We start from the raw sequence: 18,476 nt of genomic DNA, 5'->3' as shown, positions 1-18,476 counted from the left end.
TAAACCCGCTCGACTTGCATGTATTAGGCACGCCGCCAGCGTTCGTCCTGAGCCAGGATCAAACTCTCCATAATAGTGGACGATTGCTCGTCCTATTTGAAAAAGCTTAATTGCTCATTTGAAGCTAGCGAGATTTTGCAATCTCTTTTATAGTCGATTACTCGACTGTGCTTACTCACTCGTTGTTCAGTTTTCAAAGATCAATTTCTTTCATTCGCTACCGTGTTACCGAAGCAGCGAGATGTAATATACCACAGATCGTTTCTCAATTGCAAGCACTTTTTTCTTGTCAATTTATGTCGGCGTCTGTCGGAAAGTCATCTTACCATACCTCATTGCTTGAAAGCAAGTCCACTTCGGTTTCGCTTGTCGTGGTTATTTGCTTCAGAACAACGAGGACTAATGTACCATGCCTAGAAATCAATTACAACCCCTTTGGAAAAGTTCCACTATTGCAATTGTTTCGAATTGTTCCTACAAGTGCACGCAAAAAAAAGAATGCATCCTGCACCCTTTTCCCCGGTTTAGTATTCCATTGTAATAATCGGTGTTCCAATCGTTAAGCGCCAGAGGCCCGAAGTCGTATCTTGATGAAGTGCGATTTGGACATTCACCTTTTGACTGCCGCTTCGTATTGAAGCTTCGAATTCAGATGATACCACTGATGCACTGAAGGTAGTGCCATCTTCGTAGCGCTCAACAACCTTTCCTTTATAAGCTTGAACTAACTCAGCTAGGAACTCCTTAGGGTCATTCGATATGCTAATGGCTTCAGCAGCATTCCCTTGTATCATCACGTTCCACATGCCTTGAATGCCCTGTTCGATTAATTGCGCGGTCATTTGCTCCTGCCACTTCAGAAGCTGGGATTGGTCTGCACTACCTGGCGCATCTAATCGTACTACAGCATAACAAGCCGACTGTCCCACTGGACTAGCAACGGTTAATGTCAAGACGGCGCTTCCAGCAACTTGTGACTTTACCGTATAGATACCGCTTTTTAAAGATATGGACTCATTCGCCGTGTGAGATTGCAAGCCAAGCTTGTTGGATAAACGTTCACCCGCATCCATCACTTTGACATCCACACCGTCGCATGTACCGAAATAGCCTGTATATTTGAAGGTAATATGTTCATTCGATTGCATATAGGGCTTTGCCACACTGAGTAATAACTGTGCATCTTGTTCTGCCTGTGCATCCACATGACGTATCCAGCCGAAGAATAAACCTAGTATAGTGATGCCTATTATTATTTGTGTCCAACGCTTTGACATGAAAAAAGCACCTCTTTACTAGAATCTATCACTCTAGTAAAAGGATGCCCGTATCTATTAAATGTTAAACCTATCCACGTGTCGATTGAAAGAATTCAATTCGCTCGCCATCTAGTCCATTAAAGAAGAAATACTTAGAACCGTTCGGAAGTGTTGTAATTTCCGTATCCAATTGCTCAACTTCTAAAGCTTGAATTCTTGTGAATTCAGCATAGATATCATCTACGGTAAAAGCCAAGTGATGCACTTTGCCTTCCTGTGGCAAGTTCGCATTATAGCCTTCGATTAATTCAACTTCTGTTTCATTTGAGGCTTCAAAGCCAAGAAAACCTAGCCGGATAACGCCATTCGTATGGAGTAACGTTCCTTTGTGCTTAAGTCCGATTACAGTAACATAAAATGCTATAGACGCTTCTAAGTTTGCTACCATGACGCCTACGTGCTCTAATTTCATAACGGTCATATGTATCTGCCTCCTTGTTCTAATCCCTTCATTTTAGCTAAAAATAAAGAAAAGGGCTAGACCGCGATCAATACATCGGAATTGTCTCCATCTCTCCATTTAACGAGAAGAGCGTTACTTCTGTATTGGTTGTATGAACTAATCCGAGGTTATCAAATACTTCTCTTATCTGAGCATTATTTAAATGTTTTGTTATCGCTTCAACGGCTCGGTATGAATATTCTTGGTACATGGATTCGAAAAAAATAAGCACTTCTTTTTCCCCAATGATCACTTTCGTGTGCAGCACTCGCAACACCCCCGGTTCAGATAGAACAATTGTATATTTTGGAAGCTAGGAAAGTATGAAGACTTCTTTAGGTTTATGTTAGGTTTGTAGACTTCGCCAAATATGAGGCGTCCGTGTATAATGAAAACGAATGCCAGGGACGGGAGGGGCCATAATGAGGTTGTTAAAGCTGCTGCAAATCTATGAGGTGGATGGGATTACGCCGAAACATCGGTCAGATCGATTCAATTTCGATGAGATTCAAGGGCAAACATTTCGTGAAGTGAACCCCACCGAGGTAGGATGTCCAATGACGTTATCAGGGGTTCGGCAACATACACCATTCAAAACAACACGTGTTCAAGCGATTGATCAAGACGGACTGGATTTCCGTGTATTGACGCGCAACACGATTTATCATTTTGAAGTATCTACTGAACGAGATGTCCATTAACACAAAAGACCTTTGACTACTTCCATCATCGGGAGGTAGTTAAAGGTCTTTCTGTTTTATTTACTAAGCCAAACATGCATAAGCGAAAGAAGTTGGCTCATATGCAGCGGCTTGCTAATATAGTCAGATGCACCGGCCTGCAAGCAGATTTCTCTGTCCTGTTTCATGGCTTTGGCCGTAAGTGCAATGATCGGAACATCAGCATATTGATTATTTTTCCTAATGAGCCGCATCGCCTCATAGCCATCCATCACCGGCATCATAATATCCATGAGAATAAGCTCAATACTAGGATCCTTCCCCAATAGCTCTAAGCATTCTTGTCCATTCTGAGCAACACTCACGATGATTCCTTCTTGTTCAAATGCATTACAAAGGGCAAATACGTTACGCACGTCATCATCAACAACCAGAACTTTTCTACCCTTAAATCGATTGCCATTGCCATCCTCGCGTGCAGAAATGGTTTTACCGTTTTCTCGAATTAAATAGTCACTGATCGTGTTAGCAGTTGCTGCCGCTACTTCCTTATGCGTGGCGTTAGTTACCCCTATTAAAGGTGGCAGCGAAGGCACATATAACGTAAATGTACTTCCTTCGCCTTCCACGCTCTGCATCTGGATACAACCTCCAAGAAGTCTGGCTAATTCCCGACTAATCGATAACCCTAGCCCTGTCCCTCCATACTTCCGATTCGTTGTGCCATCGGCCTGAAGGAAGGGCTCGAAGATGACTTCTTGCTTGTCAGTTGGAATACCTATACCCGTATCTTTAACGGAAACTGCCATAACCTGCCTGTGCATGGCCGAAGGCAGCAGTTCCACAATTTGTTCCACGCTGCACATGCGAAATTCCACTTGAATAGAGCCTTCATGCGTGAATTTAAATGCATTAGAAAGCAAATTTTTGAGAATTTGGCTGAGCCTCTGTTCATCCGTATTGAAGATCTTCGGCACTTGAGCATCCATCTCGATCCGGAATGTAAGTTTGCGTTGTTCTGCGACCTTCTCAAACTGACTTAGCAAGAGCTCGGGGAGCCAGTCCACACGCAACTCACCGATATGAATATCCAATTTACCCGCTTCAACTTTGGATAAATCCAAGATATCATTAATAAGGAGCAGTAGGTCATTTCCCGAAGAATGAATAACCCGGGCATACTCTTGCTCATCATGCGTTAAGGTTTTACTATTGTTTTCCTGAAGCATCTGAGAAAGAATCAATATACTATTAAGCGGCGTTCGCAGCTCGTGAGACATGTTCGCCAAGAATTCCGATTTATACCGCGAGCTCAGTTCCAGCTGAATGGCATGCTCTTCAAAGGAGACTTTCATGTACTCAAGCTCCCTCGACCTTTCATCCGCGTAGCGATTCCTTTCCTCTAGCTGTTCATTGGTCCGATACAATTCTTCTTGTTGACTTTGAAGTTCCTCGGTCATCGCCTGATACTCTCGAAGAAGACGCTCTACCTCAACACGCGTTTGCACGCTGTGTACGATTGTTCCCAACACCTCTAAGATGTCATCCATCAAACTCAGTTGAAGCGACGTAAATTCATCAAAAGAAGCCAGCTCCATAATGGCGATGACTTCTTGATTATGGATAATCGGAACGATGAGAACACTTTGCGCACTCGCTGACCCCAGTCCTGACTTTAAACGGATATACGTTTCGGGGACATGTGTGAGATGTACAATTCGCTTCTCAATCGCACATTGACCAATCAAGCCTTCCCCAATATGAAAAAAAGGTTTACCTGCTTCAGCACTTTCCTCCATCGCCGCATAGGCCGCCAGCCTCATCATGCCATCCTTAGCTTCATGTACGCTTCGAATGTAGAAAACGCCGAAGGAAGCTCCAAATAATTCTGCAGATTTACGAATAAAGCACGTCCCCAGCGTTTCCAAATCGGAAATACCTTGCAGCATATGGACAACCTCTGTCAACTTCCGCTGCTGCCACTCGATTTCTTCTTGGCTCTCTAGCAACGCATTGGTTGCGTCCGCCAGATCCTTCACTTCATCATTCATTGTGACATGAATACGCTTGGAACGATCCCGCTTCATGGAGCTCAGCTTGATGATGCTCTTGGTAACCTGTTTGATCGTCCCGACAATGGATCTCGAAATAACTACCGCTGCTAGGAGCGAAAAGATGAGCACCAATCCCAACATGACGAATAAGGAGTTGGTCAACATTTTATTTTGCGCATCAAGGTGTGCCGCTCGCTCCTTCACGAATCCCATTTCAAGACTGCGAAATCGACTCAATTGCGAACGAATATCTAGAATATTTTGATGAGTAATAAAGAAGGTGAAATTAAAATAACTCTCATTCTCAAGACCATTTCTCATGGTCGGCATGGTCCCGCCTGTTTGTATAAGCCAATTTTCGATAGTTTCCTTGAGCGCGATTAAATTTTTCTCCTGGACTGGTGTATCACTCGTTAGTTCTTTCAGTTGATTAAAGGAATCTCTCCACTTGGTCTGCCCGGTCGTATAAGGTTCTAAATATTTAACTTCCCCTGTGAGTAAGTAGCCTCTTTGCCCATTTTCCATATCCATGACATATTTCTCAAGAAGGTTCGACTCTCTATTGACGGCGAAATCATGCTCAATCACATAATTGCGATCTCGCTGCATGGCAGCTAACTGTTGATTAACAAGCACAAAAGAAAGGGTTAAGCAGAAAATGATGAACGCATATCCAATCATAATTTTGGCACGAATACCGAATCTCATTTTCCTCAATCCACTGCCACCCCTTCTACCAGATCAACGCCTAATAGATGTATCATATACCAAACAACCATTAACTGGTATGCAAACTTTTTTACTTTACTACTTTACCAAGTTAATGTATTATCTAAATAAAGTAAATACAATAATAAGGAGTGTTTTATATGGAAGGTCCTGGTGTTGAAAATATCAATCCACGCAGCATTTTAACACGAATGAAGCCATACACGCCCGGCAAACCCATCTGGGAGGTTCAACGTGAATTCGGGCTAACATCCGTTACCAAATTAGCATCCAATGAAAACCCATTAGGCCCCTCCCCTCTCGCTCTTGAGGCAATACAAGCTTATTTACCTGACATTCATCGCTATCCCGATGCAGAGACCGTAAATCTTAGAGAAGCTATTGCAGAAAAACGCGGGTTCTCGCCTGATCAAGTCCTTGTTACTAACGGTGGTGATGAACTGATTACGCTACTCTCTGAAACTTACTTGGAGCCTGGCGATGAAGTCATCGTGCCCTCACCAACATTTAGCGAGTACGAATTCGGAGCCAACTTGCTTGGAGCCAGCATCATTAGCGTACCGCTTGGGGAGAACTACCGCTATGAAGTAGAAGCTATTCTCGAGGCTGTCACTGAACGCACGAAAATGCTCTATATTTGTTCACCGAACAATCCGACGGGCACTTATATGACCAAAACGGACCTGCACCGACTTGTGAAGAGCTTACCTTCACATGTGCTAGTCATCTTCGATGGTGCGTATAGCCATTTCGTTACAGCTGATGATTACTGCGATGGTCTTGCGCTAGTGCGAGAAGGCTATCCTGTTGTTGTGTTGCAAACATTTTCTAAAATCTACGGCTTAGCGGGCATACGTGTGGGATATGGCATCGCAGATGGGGGTATTCTGCAGCGGATTCGCCAGGTCAAAGAACCTTTCAACGTGAACACGCTCGCACAAGTTGGCGCTGTAGCGGCACTCAAGGATGATCAGCATCTTGAAGCAACACGCACGAATAATGTGAAGGTGCGGGAGGAGCTTTACACTGAATTGCGTACGCTAGCTATCCCTTTCACGCCAAGCATGAGTAATTTCGTACTCGTCGATCTAGGAACACAAGCTAAATCCATCTATGATAATTTGATGAGTCGCGGGGTTATCGTTCGGTATGGCGGAGGTTGGAATCTTCCTAATCATGTTCGAATTTCGATTGGAACTCCCGAAGAGAATGCCGTACTTGTTCAGGTTTTGAAAGAGATTGTCGCAGTGAAGGCCTAGAAATCTGGTAGATGAAGCTCCCCTGCCTATAGATAAAATATCCCCTTAGCTGATGGGGAGCGTATTTGTTTGGTCTCTATTAACTATGTTACAATGCTATCAATCATAGTCTTATGGGGGTACATCATGCTAAAAGAATTCAAGGATTTTGCATTCAAAGGAAACATGCTCGATCTTGCAGTCGGGGTTATTATCGGAGGGGCTTTTGGTAAAGTCATTACGTCCATTGTGAATGATTTGGTCATGCCGCTCGTGGGTTTGCTCATTGGAAAAGTAAATTTCAATGATTTGTATGTTGCTTTGGATGGGAAACATTACGAAACATTTGCTGAGGCTGCCCAGAGCACCGCTGTCTTTCGATACGGACAATTCCTATCAACTTTCTTAGATTTCTTGATTGTGGCATTCGTTATCTTCATGGTTGTTCGTCAAATCGGCAAGTTCCGCAAGAAGGAAGCACCGAAGGAAAAAGCAGTTACAACCAAAGATTGTCCTCATTGCTTATCTGAAATTCCCGCGCAAGCATCACGCTGTAAGTTCTGTACTTCGGAACTTTCGTCTGGTGGCAAGGTTAGCGGCAGCATTCAATAGATCGCCTTGATAGAGAGAGCCCGTGTCGGATTACGACACGGGCTCTTTCGTACGCAAGTCGGCGACCTCGCCTTGTTCGAACGCATTCGCTTGCAGCAGGTGCAACAGCTGCTTCGCGGTATCTTCAGGGGTGCGCAGCTCCCCCTGCTCTTGGAGCTGGACGAACCGCCCCACCTGCGGGAAGTCCTCTTCCGAGGCAGCGCGGATCTCCCGCTGCATATCGGTGTCCACCACACCCGGAGCTACGCTGCAGATCAGCACCGGGTGTGGCTGTTTCAACTGCTCGACGCCGACGCAGCGCGTCAGCATGTCCAACCCGGCCTTGGCGGTGCAGTAGGCACCCCAGCCAGGGTAGGGCTTGCGCCCCGCGCCCGAGGAGATCCCGACGACCCGCTTCACCACCGGCCACGCCTGCGTGAGCCGAATGAAGCTGTTCGTCAGCACCGCGGGTGCGACGAGATTGACCTGCAGGCTGCGCTGCAGGTCTTCCGGGGCTGCTCGGCCGATCGAGACAATCGGCTCGATCATGCCCGCATTATTGATGAGCGTGACGGAAGCCACGCCATCTGGTTTCGCGAGGATTCGCTCCATGAGCGAATCAATGCCTTCGGTTTGCGCCAAGTCGTAAGCGTGGAAGGTCAGCTGACCTTCCATGCGCAGCGCCTCTTGGCGCAAGGTCTCGTTCTCGCTGCGGGAAATGCAGTGAACCGCAGCGCCTTGCTCTAGCAGCTGCCGGATGATAGCAGCGCCGAGGCCTTTGGACCCGCCCGTAATGATGTAAGTATCCATATGGTAAGCCTTCCTTTTATCCAGTCTAGCCCGACTAGGTTCATAGCCTTGCTATTCCATTGTCTTAGAACTTTGCACGGCAGCCAAGAGGAACGAGGATCCGCTATTTTATGAAAATAGTCTATTTTCATTGCCGAAGGGAACGTGGTTCCTCTATTCCTACGATTTCCCGTAATAATCCACGTTCGGGGTAACATAGCGTACTGACGTTCCCTTTCGATCTGAAAAACGGCTGATTTAGCCGAAATAGCTGAACCACGTTCCGTTTGCGGCCATCCATGCTTATGGTCCCCTAATTTTTGAAAATCTTAGGTTCCATTTCCACCTTGTATTCAGCCGTTTTGGTCCTGATGCTACCCTATGGACTTCCATTCTGCCAACATTTCTTCTAACGGTCTTTTTAATTTCCGCTTATTAACTGTAATATTTACTACGTCTAACTTGCCTCTAACAAAAATATCGAATTGATTGACCTTTCCTTCGACCATATAGTAATGCAGGATATCCTCTTTAGGAATGTATTCATCGTGTAGCTTAATGCCTCTATCTCCAATATACGCTCGATCCAGCACGGCAGATAGGAGAATAAGGAGGAATAGCACCCCGTACTTCCCATTATTATCTAACGTGACAATAAAGGGTAAGAAAAACAAATTCAGCAGCGTAATGAATATTTTTTTGTAGTCACTATAGCCAACAAGCGTAACGGTCCCAATCTGTTTCTTAGCTTTACTAGATCTGTAACTCTTAAATACCATGTACAAAACATAGACAAGAACGATCACATACGAAATCATTACGATGTTCGCCTCCTATCTTTTTAATGCAATTTGTAGATAAGCCATTATGCTATCCCTATATACTTGACCCATCGCCTCCGGTAGATCGTGCAATTCAAAGTATTGCAAATCTCGGGTTTCAGCTGTTTCCATGGCTATCTCACCTGTAGCTTCGCTCGCCACATAAGCCGTCGTTACTGCGTAAAATTCATCTCCATTGGAAAGCGTGTAATGATACTGAGCGCCAGAAAACACGCCTACTAATGCTAAGTCCCCCACTGTCAAACCTGTTTCTTCAAAAAATTCGCGGCGCGCTGTATCTTCTAAAGACTCACCCAAGTCCATAAGTCCTCCTGGCAGCCCCCATGTCCCATTCGGTCTTTGTTGCAGAAGAACTTGTCCCAGATCATTAACCAAGATCACGACGGCTCCGGGCAAAATGATCGGATGATGCCCTACGAACTGTCTAAGTTGCTTATAATACTCCATGACAATTACACCTCCGACCGCAAGGATTTGAAAATATCCCTTATTTTAACATAACAAACATCCCCTTGAACAAAAAAAATCTGCTGCATAATCGCAACAGACCCTCTTCCACCTTCATTTAATTATATACACCTAAGCTGGTAAGCTCTGCTTCCATCTCTTGTCTGAATATCCCTTTATCGTGTTCTTCCATAAAAGCAGCCTCTACACCATTCATAATCAACTTCACTAGCTCTGGTGTTGTAAAAGCAAATCGATCAGCGATCGTGCGATACTCTTTCGTAATATCTGTTCCCGATACACTAGGATTATCGGTGTTGATCGTCACGATCAAACCTTGATCCAAGTACTCTCGGATGGGATAAGCCTCCCACGAAGCCACAGCTTTCGTTTGGATATTGGAGATCGGACACATTTCCAATGGGATGCGGCGATCTTTGATCAATGCAAGAATAGCGGCATTCTCCCGAAGTCTTACCCCATGCCCGATTCGAGTGGCACCTAAATGTGTAACTGCCTCGTAGACGTTAACCGCACCCGCCGCCTCGCCGGCATGAATGGTAACAGGAATGCCTAGCTTCTGTGATCTAGCGAACACTTCTCGGAAAAACTCAGGCGGATAATTCGCCTCGTCACCTGCCAAATCAACAGCAACAACGCCCTTCCCTATGAACTTGGCGGCTGCTTCGATGACTTCCAAATTATCTGCACAAGGGTGATTCCGCATACAAATGGCAATAACACCGAATCTCGTTCCAAAATCGCGCCCCGCACGCTTTAATCCTTGCGTGACGTAGTGGAACGTCTCTTCCAGGGTTAATCCCATGTTGCGATGCAGTTGAGGCGCGAAGCGCACTTCCACATAACGACAGTTATGCTCCACGGATTGCTCAACGACTTCATAGGCTACACGCTCTAAGGCTGCACCTGTTTGTAGGAAACGTGTCGTAAAATCAAATTTCCCTAAGTATTCAATCAGACTGCCGCAAGTGTCCGTCACTCGCATATGCGGGATCAGCCCATCCTTGTCGTAAACAGGGAGTGATATACCTTGTTCGAGAGCGAGCTCCAAAATCGTCTCGGGCTTCACACTTCCATCCAAATGTAAATGAAGATCCACTTTCGGTAATCTCGCTAACAAATCATTTGTTCGCATGTGAGCCATCTCCCATCTCTCCCTTTGCCTCTCGTAAGCACCAGCGCACTAGAGAAGAATTTTAATTACTTTAAACGAATGTAATGTATATGTCAATATATATGACAAATATTTATTTTATTAGTATATGCGTTATTCAGTGTAATATTTCCTGTCATATATGTAAAATGAAAAAAATCCACAACAGGCTACTCAGCCTACTGTGGATTTCTATGTTTGTCCTCTTACGAAGCTCTTGTTCGAACTAATAAGTACAGAAAATATGGCGCCCCAATAACAGCGGCTACAATCCCCGTCGGAACCTCCGTTGGCTGAAACATCCCCCGTGCTATCGTATCCGCGACGATAAGTATCAGCCCGCCAGTGAGTGCCGAGGCTGGAATCAAGTATTGATGCTTAGGTCCAACTAACCTTCGTGCCAAATGTGGCCCTATCAACCCTACGAAGCCAATTCCACCACCGACCGCGACACATGCGCCTGCAAGCGCAACAGCTGCGGCCAGTAATCCAAGTCGTTCACGTTCCATTCGTATCCCGAGTCCAATGGACGTCATCTCCCCCAGATTCAGCACATTCAGCACATTCGCTTTGAACATGACGTAAGGAATGAGAACGACGATCCACGGTAATAGGGCCAGAACAAACTTCCAGTTGGTTCCCCAAATACTACCCGCTAACCAGATCTGAACGAACTGAAAATCGGTCGGATCCAAGCGAATGCTCATTACAACCATCAGAGAAGCAATACCCGCGGAAACCGCGATCCCCACAAGAAGCAGGCGGGATGACGAGATTCCCTTGCCTTTGACATACGAAAGTGTATAGATCAGAAAAGCGGCCAAGCCGGCGCCAAGCATAGCGATCATCGGCATGAAGAACAATGGTGCTCCAACATTATTGGGATAAAAGGATACGACCAGAATGATCGCAAGTCCTGCTCCTGCATTAATGCCCAGAATACCTGGGTCAGCTAGCATATTTCGTGAAATCCCCTGCAAGATAGCTCCAGAAACCGCTAACCCCGCACCAACTAGGATCGAAATCACAATTCGTGGAAGTCGAAAATCCCATAGAATGATGCCTTGTTTCGCAGTCCCGCCTCCAAAGAATGTGCGAAGCACTTCAAGAGGACTCAAACGGATTACGCCAGTGTTCATACTTATTATAAAAACGATAATAATAAGGACCATTAAAATCGACATCACCGTGATCGCTTTAGTCAATCTCGGTTTTTTGATGCTTCCAGATTGCATGGATGTCATGACCTAATCCCTCCCCTTTTTACGCGCCAGATAGAGGAAGAATGGCACACCAATCAGAGCAATAATGGAACCTATCGGCGTCTCAAAGGGCGGATTGACCATGCGGGCTCCGATATCTGCCAGCACGACCAACAACCCGCCTAATACCGCTGAGGTTGGAATGATCCAACGATAGTCAACGCCAACAAGATAGCGGACAATATGAGGAATAATGAGACCAATAAACCCAATAGCTCCCACCGTTGCCACAGCTGCACCTGCAAGGACAAGAACCAGCACGAAGGCCGCCAGCTTCACAAGCCCTGTCCGTAAACCGAGGCCTGTTGCCACATCTTCCCCCATGCTTAACAGCGTAATCCAAGGTGAGATGAAAAACGCGCCTAGTAAGGCAACGATAATCCAAGGTGCCATAATATCAACTTGCAACCACTTCGTACCTGCAACCCCACCTGCAAACCAAAAGGCGAGATCCTGACCAATATGGTAGGAAATCGCAATCCCTTCGCTGAGTGCCAGAAGTAAAGCACTGACAGCAGCCCCTGCTAGAACGATTCGAACAGGTGTTACGCCACCCTTCGCCAGTGCACTAATGCCATAGACAAGCCCCGTTCCTATTGCAGCACCGAGGAATGAAAATAGAATGACATAGTGAAAGGGCAGTTGCGGTAAAAAGGCAAAACACAGGGCAAGCATAAAGCCTGCACCTGCGTTGATACCGAGTATACCCGGGTCCGATAACGGATTGCGTGTAACACCTTGCATAATCGCCCCTGCCACAGCAAAAGCAGCCCCAACTAAAGCTCCAGCGATTGCTCGCGGAAGCCTTAATTGTTGGATGATCAAATGCTGAGTCGAATCAGCATTAAATTGAAAGATGGCTTGCCATACCTCGCCGAAGGAGATATCTGCTGCCCCAACCGAAATAGAAGCAATCAGGCTGACCAGCAACAAAGCCAGTCCACCAAAAATAATGGCTGATGCAGCTAATGGACGGGATTTCAATGGAGGTTTGACAGAGGGAACTTGCTTAACTGAACCCGTCATACCCTAGCCCCCCATTATTTAATGACTTTAACGATATCATCCATCACGCGCTCACCAGCAATTACACCGTTGTACAACCAGCTGCTCTTCGTGTCCATCTCGAATACTTTGCCTGATTTAACAGCCGGAACGTTCTTCCATAGTGGATCTTCCAGGTTCCCGGCTTGACCTTTATCGCTGTTAACCAAGAAAATGTAGTCTGCATCCAATTGCGCAAGCTTTTCTAGGGAAATTGGTGTCCAGTTCGCTGTAGCATCTGGCAAGACAGCTAGAATATTAGGCATTTTCAAACCAAGATCACCATAAGCAACCGCGCCACTTGCTACTTTACCGTTAACAACAAAGAAGGATTTGTTCGTTAACCAAAGGATCGCAACCTTTTTATCACCAACAGTTGCTGCAAGTTTCGCTTTTGTATCTGTTACTTTTTGATCATATTTCTTCAACGCGGCATACGCTGCATCTGACTTATTAAGAATTTCGCCCATTTTCAAAAGCGTCTTGCGGAAGTCAGCTGTTACTTCGCTGCCTAATACGAAGATCGGTACGACCTTGGAGTACTGATCGTAAAGGCCTTTTTCAACAGCAGACTCGTTTCCTACGATCATGAAATCTGGAGCAGCTTTCAAAACCGATTCAACTGGCAGATCATAACCAATCGTTGGTACGCCAGCAAGTTGAGTTTGTAGGTAATCTTGAACAGTTGAACCTTTTACAGACCACTGAACAACTGGTTTAACACCAAGTGCTAGAAGCGGATCTTCCAAGTAGGACGCGATAACCGCTTTCGGGTTCGCAGGAACCTTAACATCATGGCCCATGCTATCTTTTAAAACTTTATCAACAGAAGGCGCAGGTGTTGCTGTCGCTGCTGCAGTAGCTGCCGGAGCAGTTGAAGTTGATGGTGTTGTTGTGCCTGCTGCATCCTTGTCACTTCCACAAGCTGTTGCAAGTAGAGCTGCCATGCACACTGAAAGGACAGTAAATGTAACTTTAGTAGTTTTTTGTTTATTGAAATGTATCACGGTGGACCCTCCTGGGTAGCTATTTATGTATGATATTGATTCTCAATATATACTAATGAAAATGATTATCAATGTCAATACATTCGGCTATATCCCAGTATTTTCTTATTTCTTGTGAATTACCTTCAGTGCCTCACGTACACTTAGGGGTGATAAATCATGACTAGCGACGAAGGATTGTACGGCTGTAGCATCCGTCTTGGAATACTCACGCAGCGCCCATCCGATCGCTTTGCGGATGAAAAACTCTTTCGAATGGGCCATCGTCGTAATGCAATGAAATAGCAGCGGGACATCGGTCTTCTTTTTATACTTCAACTGAAATAAGACTGCTGTTCGTTGGAGCCACATATGATTGGAAGCTAACCATTTTTCCACATAAGCAGGAATTAGCTCGGGAAATCGCTGAAGATGAAAACCGATTAAGTGATCCGCAATCGTATCTACCGTGTCCCACCAGGATTGGGTTACGATGAAATACTCCAGTATTTCGATGTGTTCCGCTGGTACGGTCTTTCGAACTTGCAAAAGCATTATAATTGCCGTGTAGGCAAATTCACGCTCGGGCAACTGCCACAGTTCCTGGGCTACGCGAACGGCTTCCTCCCCTTTCGGAAAGCCATGCTCCTTTGTGAATTGTTTGGTCAGCGCAACGCGTTCCGGATTACGAATACCGAGGAATGGAAAATGATTCTTCATATAAGCTTCCATACTAGATGCATTTTCCTTGTTCGCATGCGATCTGAGCCATTTCTCCAAGTCATTCGTGTATGGGGATGTCATCGTAAATGTGCCTCCTTTTAGCTAAATCCTATGCGCTTATTGTAGCAATTCGCTAGCAATTCGGGTATGCTATTAGCAGAATTTTAATAGAGATGATGAATAGGATCGGTGAGAAACATGACGTATAAATTAGTTGCTGCTGACTTGGATGATACGCTGCTGCGTGATGATTTGACGATTTCACAAGAGACGGTTGAGGCCATGCATCAAGCTGTTGCCAAAGGGGTAACGGTCACCATCGCCACAGGAAGAAGCTTCCCTTCTGCTGCCAAAATTGCCAATCGCATCGGACTCAACGTCCCCATCATTACGTATCAAGGGGCTTTGATCAAAAATTTGCTAGACGAAGAAGTCCTCTACGAACGCACTGTCCCTGTCGAGAGTGCCCGCTTCCTGCTTGATTACTGTGAGAAGAACAACTATCATCTTCAGCTTTACCATGGGGATGAGCTTTATGCAGCTGAGGATAACGATAAGATCAAAAAATACGTAAGCTTGTCCAAGACACCTTATATTATTGGTGATTTGCGTCAATGGATCGATATTCCACAGCCGAAAATGCTGATTGTTGATAAACCTGAAGTTTGTGACCAAATCCGTGAGGAACTGCTGCCCCTACTGGGTGACAAGCTGCATATCACGAAATCCAAGCCGCACTATTTGGAATTCATGCATAAGGAAGGTACGAAGGGACATGCGATTACGTTCCTTGCTGAGCACATCGGATGCTCATTAGATGAAGTAATTGCATTAGGCGATGCATGGAATGATCGGGAGATGCTTGAAGTCGCTGGTCTCGGCGTTGCCATGGAGAATGCGCTGCCTGAGCTGAAAGCGTTGGCGAACTTCGTGACGAAGAGCAATAACGAGGATGGCGTGAGGCATGTGTTGGAGAAGTTTGTTTTGGCGGAGTAATTGTGGAAAATGCAAAATAAGAAAAAGAGGTCCTTGGGGACCTCTTTTTTGTGTGGATAGAACGTCTATTTTTGAAAAGTTTAATTTATAATTCCAACGTCATAAATGAACTTAGCGGGTCATCCGTATAATTCGCGAACGGTTTGCAGTAGTGAAACCCAAAATTTTCATATAACTTTCTAGCTGGCTCGAAAGCTTCCATGGAGCCCGTTTCCAAGCTTATTCGCGTATAGCCGCGTTGCTTCGCTTCATTAATAATGTGTTCAAGAATTCGCTTCGCAACGCCTTTCCTATGATGGGCGGAAGATGTTCGCATTGATTTTAACTCACCGTGCTGAGGATCCAGTTCTTTGAGTGCCCCGCAACCGACGATTTCCCCTTGTTCCCATCCACTCCAAAAAGTTACATCTGGCTTTTTTAATCCATCCAGATTTAAGGCATGTGTACTCTCAGGCGGGGATAATGATTGCATATGTAGAAGGTGCTCCATAATGAGCGCTCTTACTTCAGGACCGGATAAATCGTCTACTTTAATCTCCACTCTTGCCACTCCTCTATCTATAATTTTTATTGATTAGAATACAACATTACATCGGTCAATTCAACTGTTATTGGTTTTTTGCACAACTTGAAGTGCAGGGATTGTGTACGGTGACAAAGCATCTATTGGTACTAGACAGTAAGGTTACTGGTATGAGAACATGAGTTATCCGCATTAATGTAAGCGTTATCTATAACCATGAGGTAAAATAACCGACTCCCCCGTCCATCAAGGACTTCTCACAATGTTTATGGAAAAATATAGCCTACTTATTAAGTGAAACATATAAACTCTATATTTCAAAAAGGAGCGTGAATCCTATGTTCGATGGCGCATTACTCCAAGATAAAGTAGTACTTATTACTGGCGGCGGCACAGGGCTTGGCCGCGCGATGGGTGAGAAATTCCTCTCGCTCGGAGCTAAGCTGGCTATCACGAGTAGACGTGAAGAAGTGCTCGCGAAAGCTGCGGCAGAAATGAGCACTAACGGCGGGGATGTGTTCTATCATCCCTGCGATGTGCGTGATCCGCAGCAGGTTGCTGCCATGATCACGGCCGTGGAGCAGCACTTCGGTCGCATCGACGTGCTGATTAATAATGCGGCGGGCAACTTTGCCAGCCCGACCGAGCACTTATCACCGCGAGCAGTCGATGCGGTGCTGAACATTGTGCTCCACGGGACGTTCTACACCACGTTGGAGTTAGGTAAAAGGTGGATCGAGCAAGGCGTAGGCGGTACGATGCTGAACATCGTCACCTCCTACGCCTCCACTGGATCCGCCTTTGTTGTACCTTCCGCCGCCGCCAAGGCCGGCGTGCTTGCCCTTACCCGCTCACTCGCCGTCGAGTGGGCGCGGTACGGGATCCGGCAAGTGGCTATCGCGCCGGGGTTGTTCCCGACCGACGGCGCGTGGAGCCGACTGGCTCCCACACCCGAGCTGTCGCAGAAGCTCTTGCACCGCGTCCCGCTGGGGCGCGTCGGGGAAAAAGATGAGCTGGCGAACCTCGCCGCTTATCTGATTTCGGACTTCGCCGGGTATATTAACGGCGAAGTGATCACGATTGACGGCGGCGAGTGGCTGCAAGGCGCCGGGCAGTTCAACGACCTGCTCGAGGTGACCGACGAGCAGTGGGTTTCACTTGCGGAGATGACCCGCAAGGGGAAATCGTAGGGCAAATTAGCAGTAAGCAGCTCCGTATGGTGATGCGACTCACGCTTTGGTGGATTAACTGGAAAAACTACAGGTAATTCCATTCATTTTGGCTCTGAAAATGAAATAAATGGAAAATGTACATCTAATTTAGTGGATTATGAGCGTTTCATTGAAAATAGTTAAAAATAGATGGAGAAAATCCAGTTATCTTCCTTTTTCGATGGAATTGGGTGGATTTAACTGGACATTTTCCATCTAATACGCGCGATAGGCGCTGTCCCTGGGGTAGCTACTATACTTGCTACCTTCTACCTTACTCTAACCGCACTTACCGCTCTTTAGCACTTTCGCTATTGCTCCACTGCCATTCTAATCTACTCTTCTACCTTCCACAATTCTGCTACTCTTCTCCACTCATGCTACTTGTTCTTTTTTTGCACACTTCTTCAAAAAAAAATAGACATACAGATGCAAACTTGCATCTGTATGTCTATTTCACATCACTACAATGTGATTGGTCAGACTGCCGCCGGGGTGGCCAGAGGTGCTGGAGCATCTCCTACCCCTTCACAGCTCCAGCCGTCATACCCTTCATAATCTGCTCCTGGAACAGCAAGAACACGATAATTGTTGGAAGCACGGCAATCGCAAGCGCCGCCATCGTCAATTCGTAATCCGTCATATATCCCGTGGCGAAGGCGGATAGGCTGAGCGGTACGGTTTTGAGTGCAGGCTTACTAATGAAAACAAGAGCAAAAGCGAAGTCGTTCCAGAACCGTAGAAAGCCAAGTATGGCAACGGTTGATAGCGCAGGTACACTTAGCGGAAGCATCATACGGAAGAAAATGCCCCAGTAGCCCGTACCATCAATGAGTGCGGCTTCTTCGATTTCTTTTGGAATACTGACTAAGTAAGCAGCTACGATGAAGATCGCTAAGGGTAACTCAAATGCGACATAGGGCAAAATAAGTGCGCCGTACGTGTTCAACAGCCCTATTTTTTTCATGATAATAAATAGCGGTACTAATGTGCTGTGAATCGGAATGAGCATGCCTAGCAGGAACAATCCTGTGAAGAATGCCTTCAATTTAAACTCAAACCGCGCAATAACAAATGCCGCCAATGCGCCTAGAATCAGCGTAAGTACTAAGGAAGCCACCGTTACAACTGTGGAGTTCCACAAGGAGAGTCCCATTCCCGAAACTTTCCATGCGCGGACTAGGTTATCCCACTTCCAGACTGTCGGCAGCAGAAACGGCCGGGAATAAAACTCTTCATTTGATTTAACGGCACTAATAAATAACCATATTAATGGATACAACGTGACCAGTGCATATAAGGAAAGAACGGCATTGATGGCGCCGCGCGTCCACACTTTACGTTGCTTAGCTCCAGCGGGAAAACCCGTCTGCATCGCTACAACCTGCTTCATAGATGTCCCTCCTGACGAATTAGAATGATCGGT

19 protein-coding genes and 1 rRNA gene are annotated in these 18,476 nt (G+C 45.9%); 5 read left to right on the top strand and 15 right to left on the bottom strand.

All coding sequences use genetic code 11. The features are described 5' to 3' along the window. The 4 genes from AB4114_RS30180 to AB4114_RS30165 all read right to left on the bottom strand — a co-directional run. Positions 1-74 (bottom strand): 16S ribosomal RNA (locus AB4114_RS30180); the annotation flags it as partial. A gap of 450 nt (positions 75-524) precedes the next feature. Continuing rightward, on the bottom strand, positions 525-1,277 hold the full coding sequence (locus AB4114_RS30175) for a YwmB family TATA-box binding protein (protein WP_441991713.1): 753 nt from the start codon (positions 1,275-1,277) through the stop codon (positions 525-527). A 70-nt stretch (positions 1,278-1,347) separates the two neighbouring features. Further along, entirely contained in the window at positions 1,348-1,740 is a 393-nt protein-coding gene (locus AB4114_RS30170; RefSeq protein ID WP_441991712.1) for a VOC family protein, read from the bottom strand. Between the two features lie 67 nt (positions 1,741-1,807). After that, complete coding sequence (locus AB4114_RS30165) at positions 1,808-2,029, bottom strand: hypothetical protein (protein WP_171634368.1); 222 nt, start codon at positions 2,027-2,029, stop codon at positions 1,808-1,810. Positions 2,030-2,183: 154 nt separating this feature from the next. On the opposite strand from AB4114_RS30165, the gene AB4114_RS30160 reads away from it, so the two are divergent. Further along, positions 2,184-2,462: a hypothetical protein gene (locus tag AB4114_RS30160; RefSeq protein WP_441991711.1), complete on the top strand. Its 279-nt coding sequence runs from the start codon at positions 2,184-2,186 to the stop codon at positions 2,460-2,462. Positions 2,463-2,518: 56 nt separating this feature from the next. Here AB4114_RS30160 and AB4114_RS30155 read toward each other — a convergent pair whose 3' ends face one another. After that, the gene (locus tag AB4114_RS30155; RefSeq protein WP_441991717.1) at positions 2,519-5,203 is read right to left on the bottom strand and encodes a response regulator; all 2,685 of its coding nucleotides are present in this window, start codon (positions 5,201-5,203) and stop codon (positions 2,519-2,521) included. Positions 5,204-5,364: 161 nt separating this feature from the next. Here AB4114_RS30155 and hisC point away from each other — a divergent pair, with 161 nt between their 5' ends. Both hisC and mscL read left to right on the top strand, forming a co-directional pair. Further along, positions 5,365-6,483, top strand: coding sequence for a histidinol-phosphate transaminase (gene hisC / locus AB4114_RS30150; protein WP_441991710.1), 1,119 nt, complete (start codon positions 5,365-5,367; stop codon positions 6,481-6,483). A gap of 126 nt (positions 6,484-6,609) precedes the next feature. After that, the gene (mscL, locus tag AB4114_RS30145; RefSeq protein WP_441991709.1) at positions 6,610-7,074 is read left to right on the top strand and encodes a large conductance mechanosensitive channel protein MscL; all 465 of its coding nucleotides are present in this window, start codon (positions 6,610-6,612) and stop codon (positions 7,072-7,074) included. Positions 7,075-7,104: 30 nt separating this feature from the next. Here the strand turns inward: mscL and AB4114_RS30140 are convergent, their stop codons facing one another. The 8 genes from AB4114_RS30140 to AB4114_RS30105 all read right to left on the bottom strand — a co-directional run bounded on the left by AB4114_RS30140 (position 7,105) and on the right by AB4114_RS30105 (position 14,401). After that, entirely contained in the window at positions 7,105-7,863 is a 759-nt protein-coding gene (locus tag AB4114_RS30140) for a (S)-benzoin forming benzil reductase (protein ID WP_441991708.1), read from the bottom strand. Between the two features lie 353 nt (positions 7,864-8,216). Further along, positions 8,217-8,660, bottom strand: coding sequence for a hypothetical protein (locus AB4114_RS30135; protein ID WP_441991707.1), 444 nt, complete (start codon positions 8,658-8,660; stop codon positions 8,217-8,219). Positions 8,661-8,675: 15 nt separating this feature from the next. Continuing rightward, complete coding sequence (locus tag AB4114_RS30130) at positions 8,676-9,131, bottom strand: NUDIX hydrolase (RefSeq protein ID WP_441991706.1); 456 nt, start codon at positions 9,129-9,131, stop codon at positions 8,676-8,678. Positions 9,132-9,249: 118 nt separating this feature from the next. Next, on the bottom strand, positions 9,250-10,287 hold the full coding sequence (gene add / locus AB4114_RS30125; RefSeq protein ID WP_441991705.1) for an adenosine deaminase: 1,038 nt from the start codon (positions 10,285-10,287) through the stop codon (positions 9,250-9,252). 224 nt (positions 10,288-10,511) lie between these two features. Then, positions 10,512-11,540, bottom strand: coding sequence for a FecCD family ABC transporter permease (locus AB4114_RS30120; protein ID WP_441991716.1), 1,029 nt, complete (start codon positions 11,538-11,540; stop codon positions 10,512-10,514). Between the two features lie 12 nt (positions 11,541-11,552). Beyond that, complete coding sequence (locus tag AB4114_RS30115; protein ID WP_441991704.1) at positions 11,553-12,593, bottom strand: FecCD family ABC transporter permease; 1,041 nt, start codon at positions 12,591-12,593, stop codon at positions 11,553-11,555. Positions 12,594-12,607: 14 nt separating this feature from the next. Further along, a complete protein-coding gene (locus AB4114_RS30110; RefSeq protein ID WP_441991703.1) occupies positions 12,608-13,618 on the bottom strand; it encodes an ABC transporter substrate-binding protein in 1,011 nt (336 codons plus the stop codon). A 105-nt stretch (positions 13,619-13,723) separates the two neighbouring features. Further along, positions 13,724-14,401, bottom strand: coding sequence for a DNA alkylation repair protein (locus tag AB4114_RS30105; RefSeq protein ID WP_441991702.1), 678 nt, complete (start codon positions 14,399-14,401; stop codon positions 13,724-13,726). Positions 14,402-14,518: 117 nt separating this feature from the next. Here AB4114_RS30105 and AB4114_RS30100 point away from each other — a divergent pair, with 117 nt between their 5' ends. Further along, on the top strand, positions 14,519-15,316 hold the full coding sequence (locus AB4114_RS30100) for a Cof-type HAD-IIB family hydrolase (protein ID WP_441991701.1): 798 nt from the start codon (positions 14,519-14,521) through the stop codon (positions 15,314-15,316). 85 nt (positions 15,317-15,401) lie between these two features. Here the strand turns inward: AB4114_RS30100 and AB4114_RS30095 are convergent, their stop codons facing one another. Continuing rightward, positions 15,402-15,857: a GNAT family N-acetyltransferase gene (locus tag AB4114_RS30095; protein ID WP_441991700.1), complete on the bottom strand. Its 456-nt coding sequence runs from the start codon at positions 15,855-15,857 to the stop codon at positions 15,402-15,404. A gap of 320 nt (positions 15,858-16,177) precedes the next feature. Here AB4114_RS30095 and AB4114_RS30090 point away from each other — a divergent pair, with 320 nt between their 5' ends. Beyond that, entirely contained in the window at positions 16,178-17,029 is an 852-nt protein-coding gene (locus AB4114_RS30090; RefSeq protein WP_441991699.1) for an SDR family oxidoreductase, read from the top strand. A gap of 541 nt (positions 17,030-17,570) precedes the next feature. Here AB4114_RS30090 and AB4114_RS30085 read toward each other — a convergent pair. Beyond that, complete coding sequence (locus tag AB4114_RS30085) at positions 17,571-18,425, bottom strand: carbohydrate ABC transporter permease (RefSeq protein ID WP_420794150.1); 855 nt, start codon at positions 18,423-18,425, stop codon at positions 17,571-17,573. Positions 18,426-18,476 lie beyond the last annotated feature (51 nt).

The organism is Paenibacillus sp. 2RAB27 (assembly GCF_052115445.1).
Taxonomy (GTDB): Bacteria; Bacillota; Bacilli; order Paenibacillales; family NBRC-103111; genus Paenibacillus_E.
This window is presented reverse-complemented; position numbering and strand designations above follow the sequence as displayed.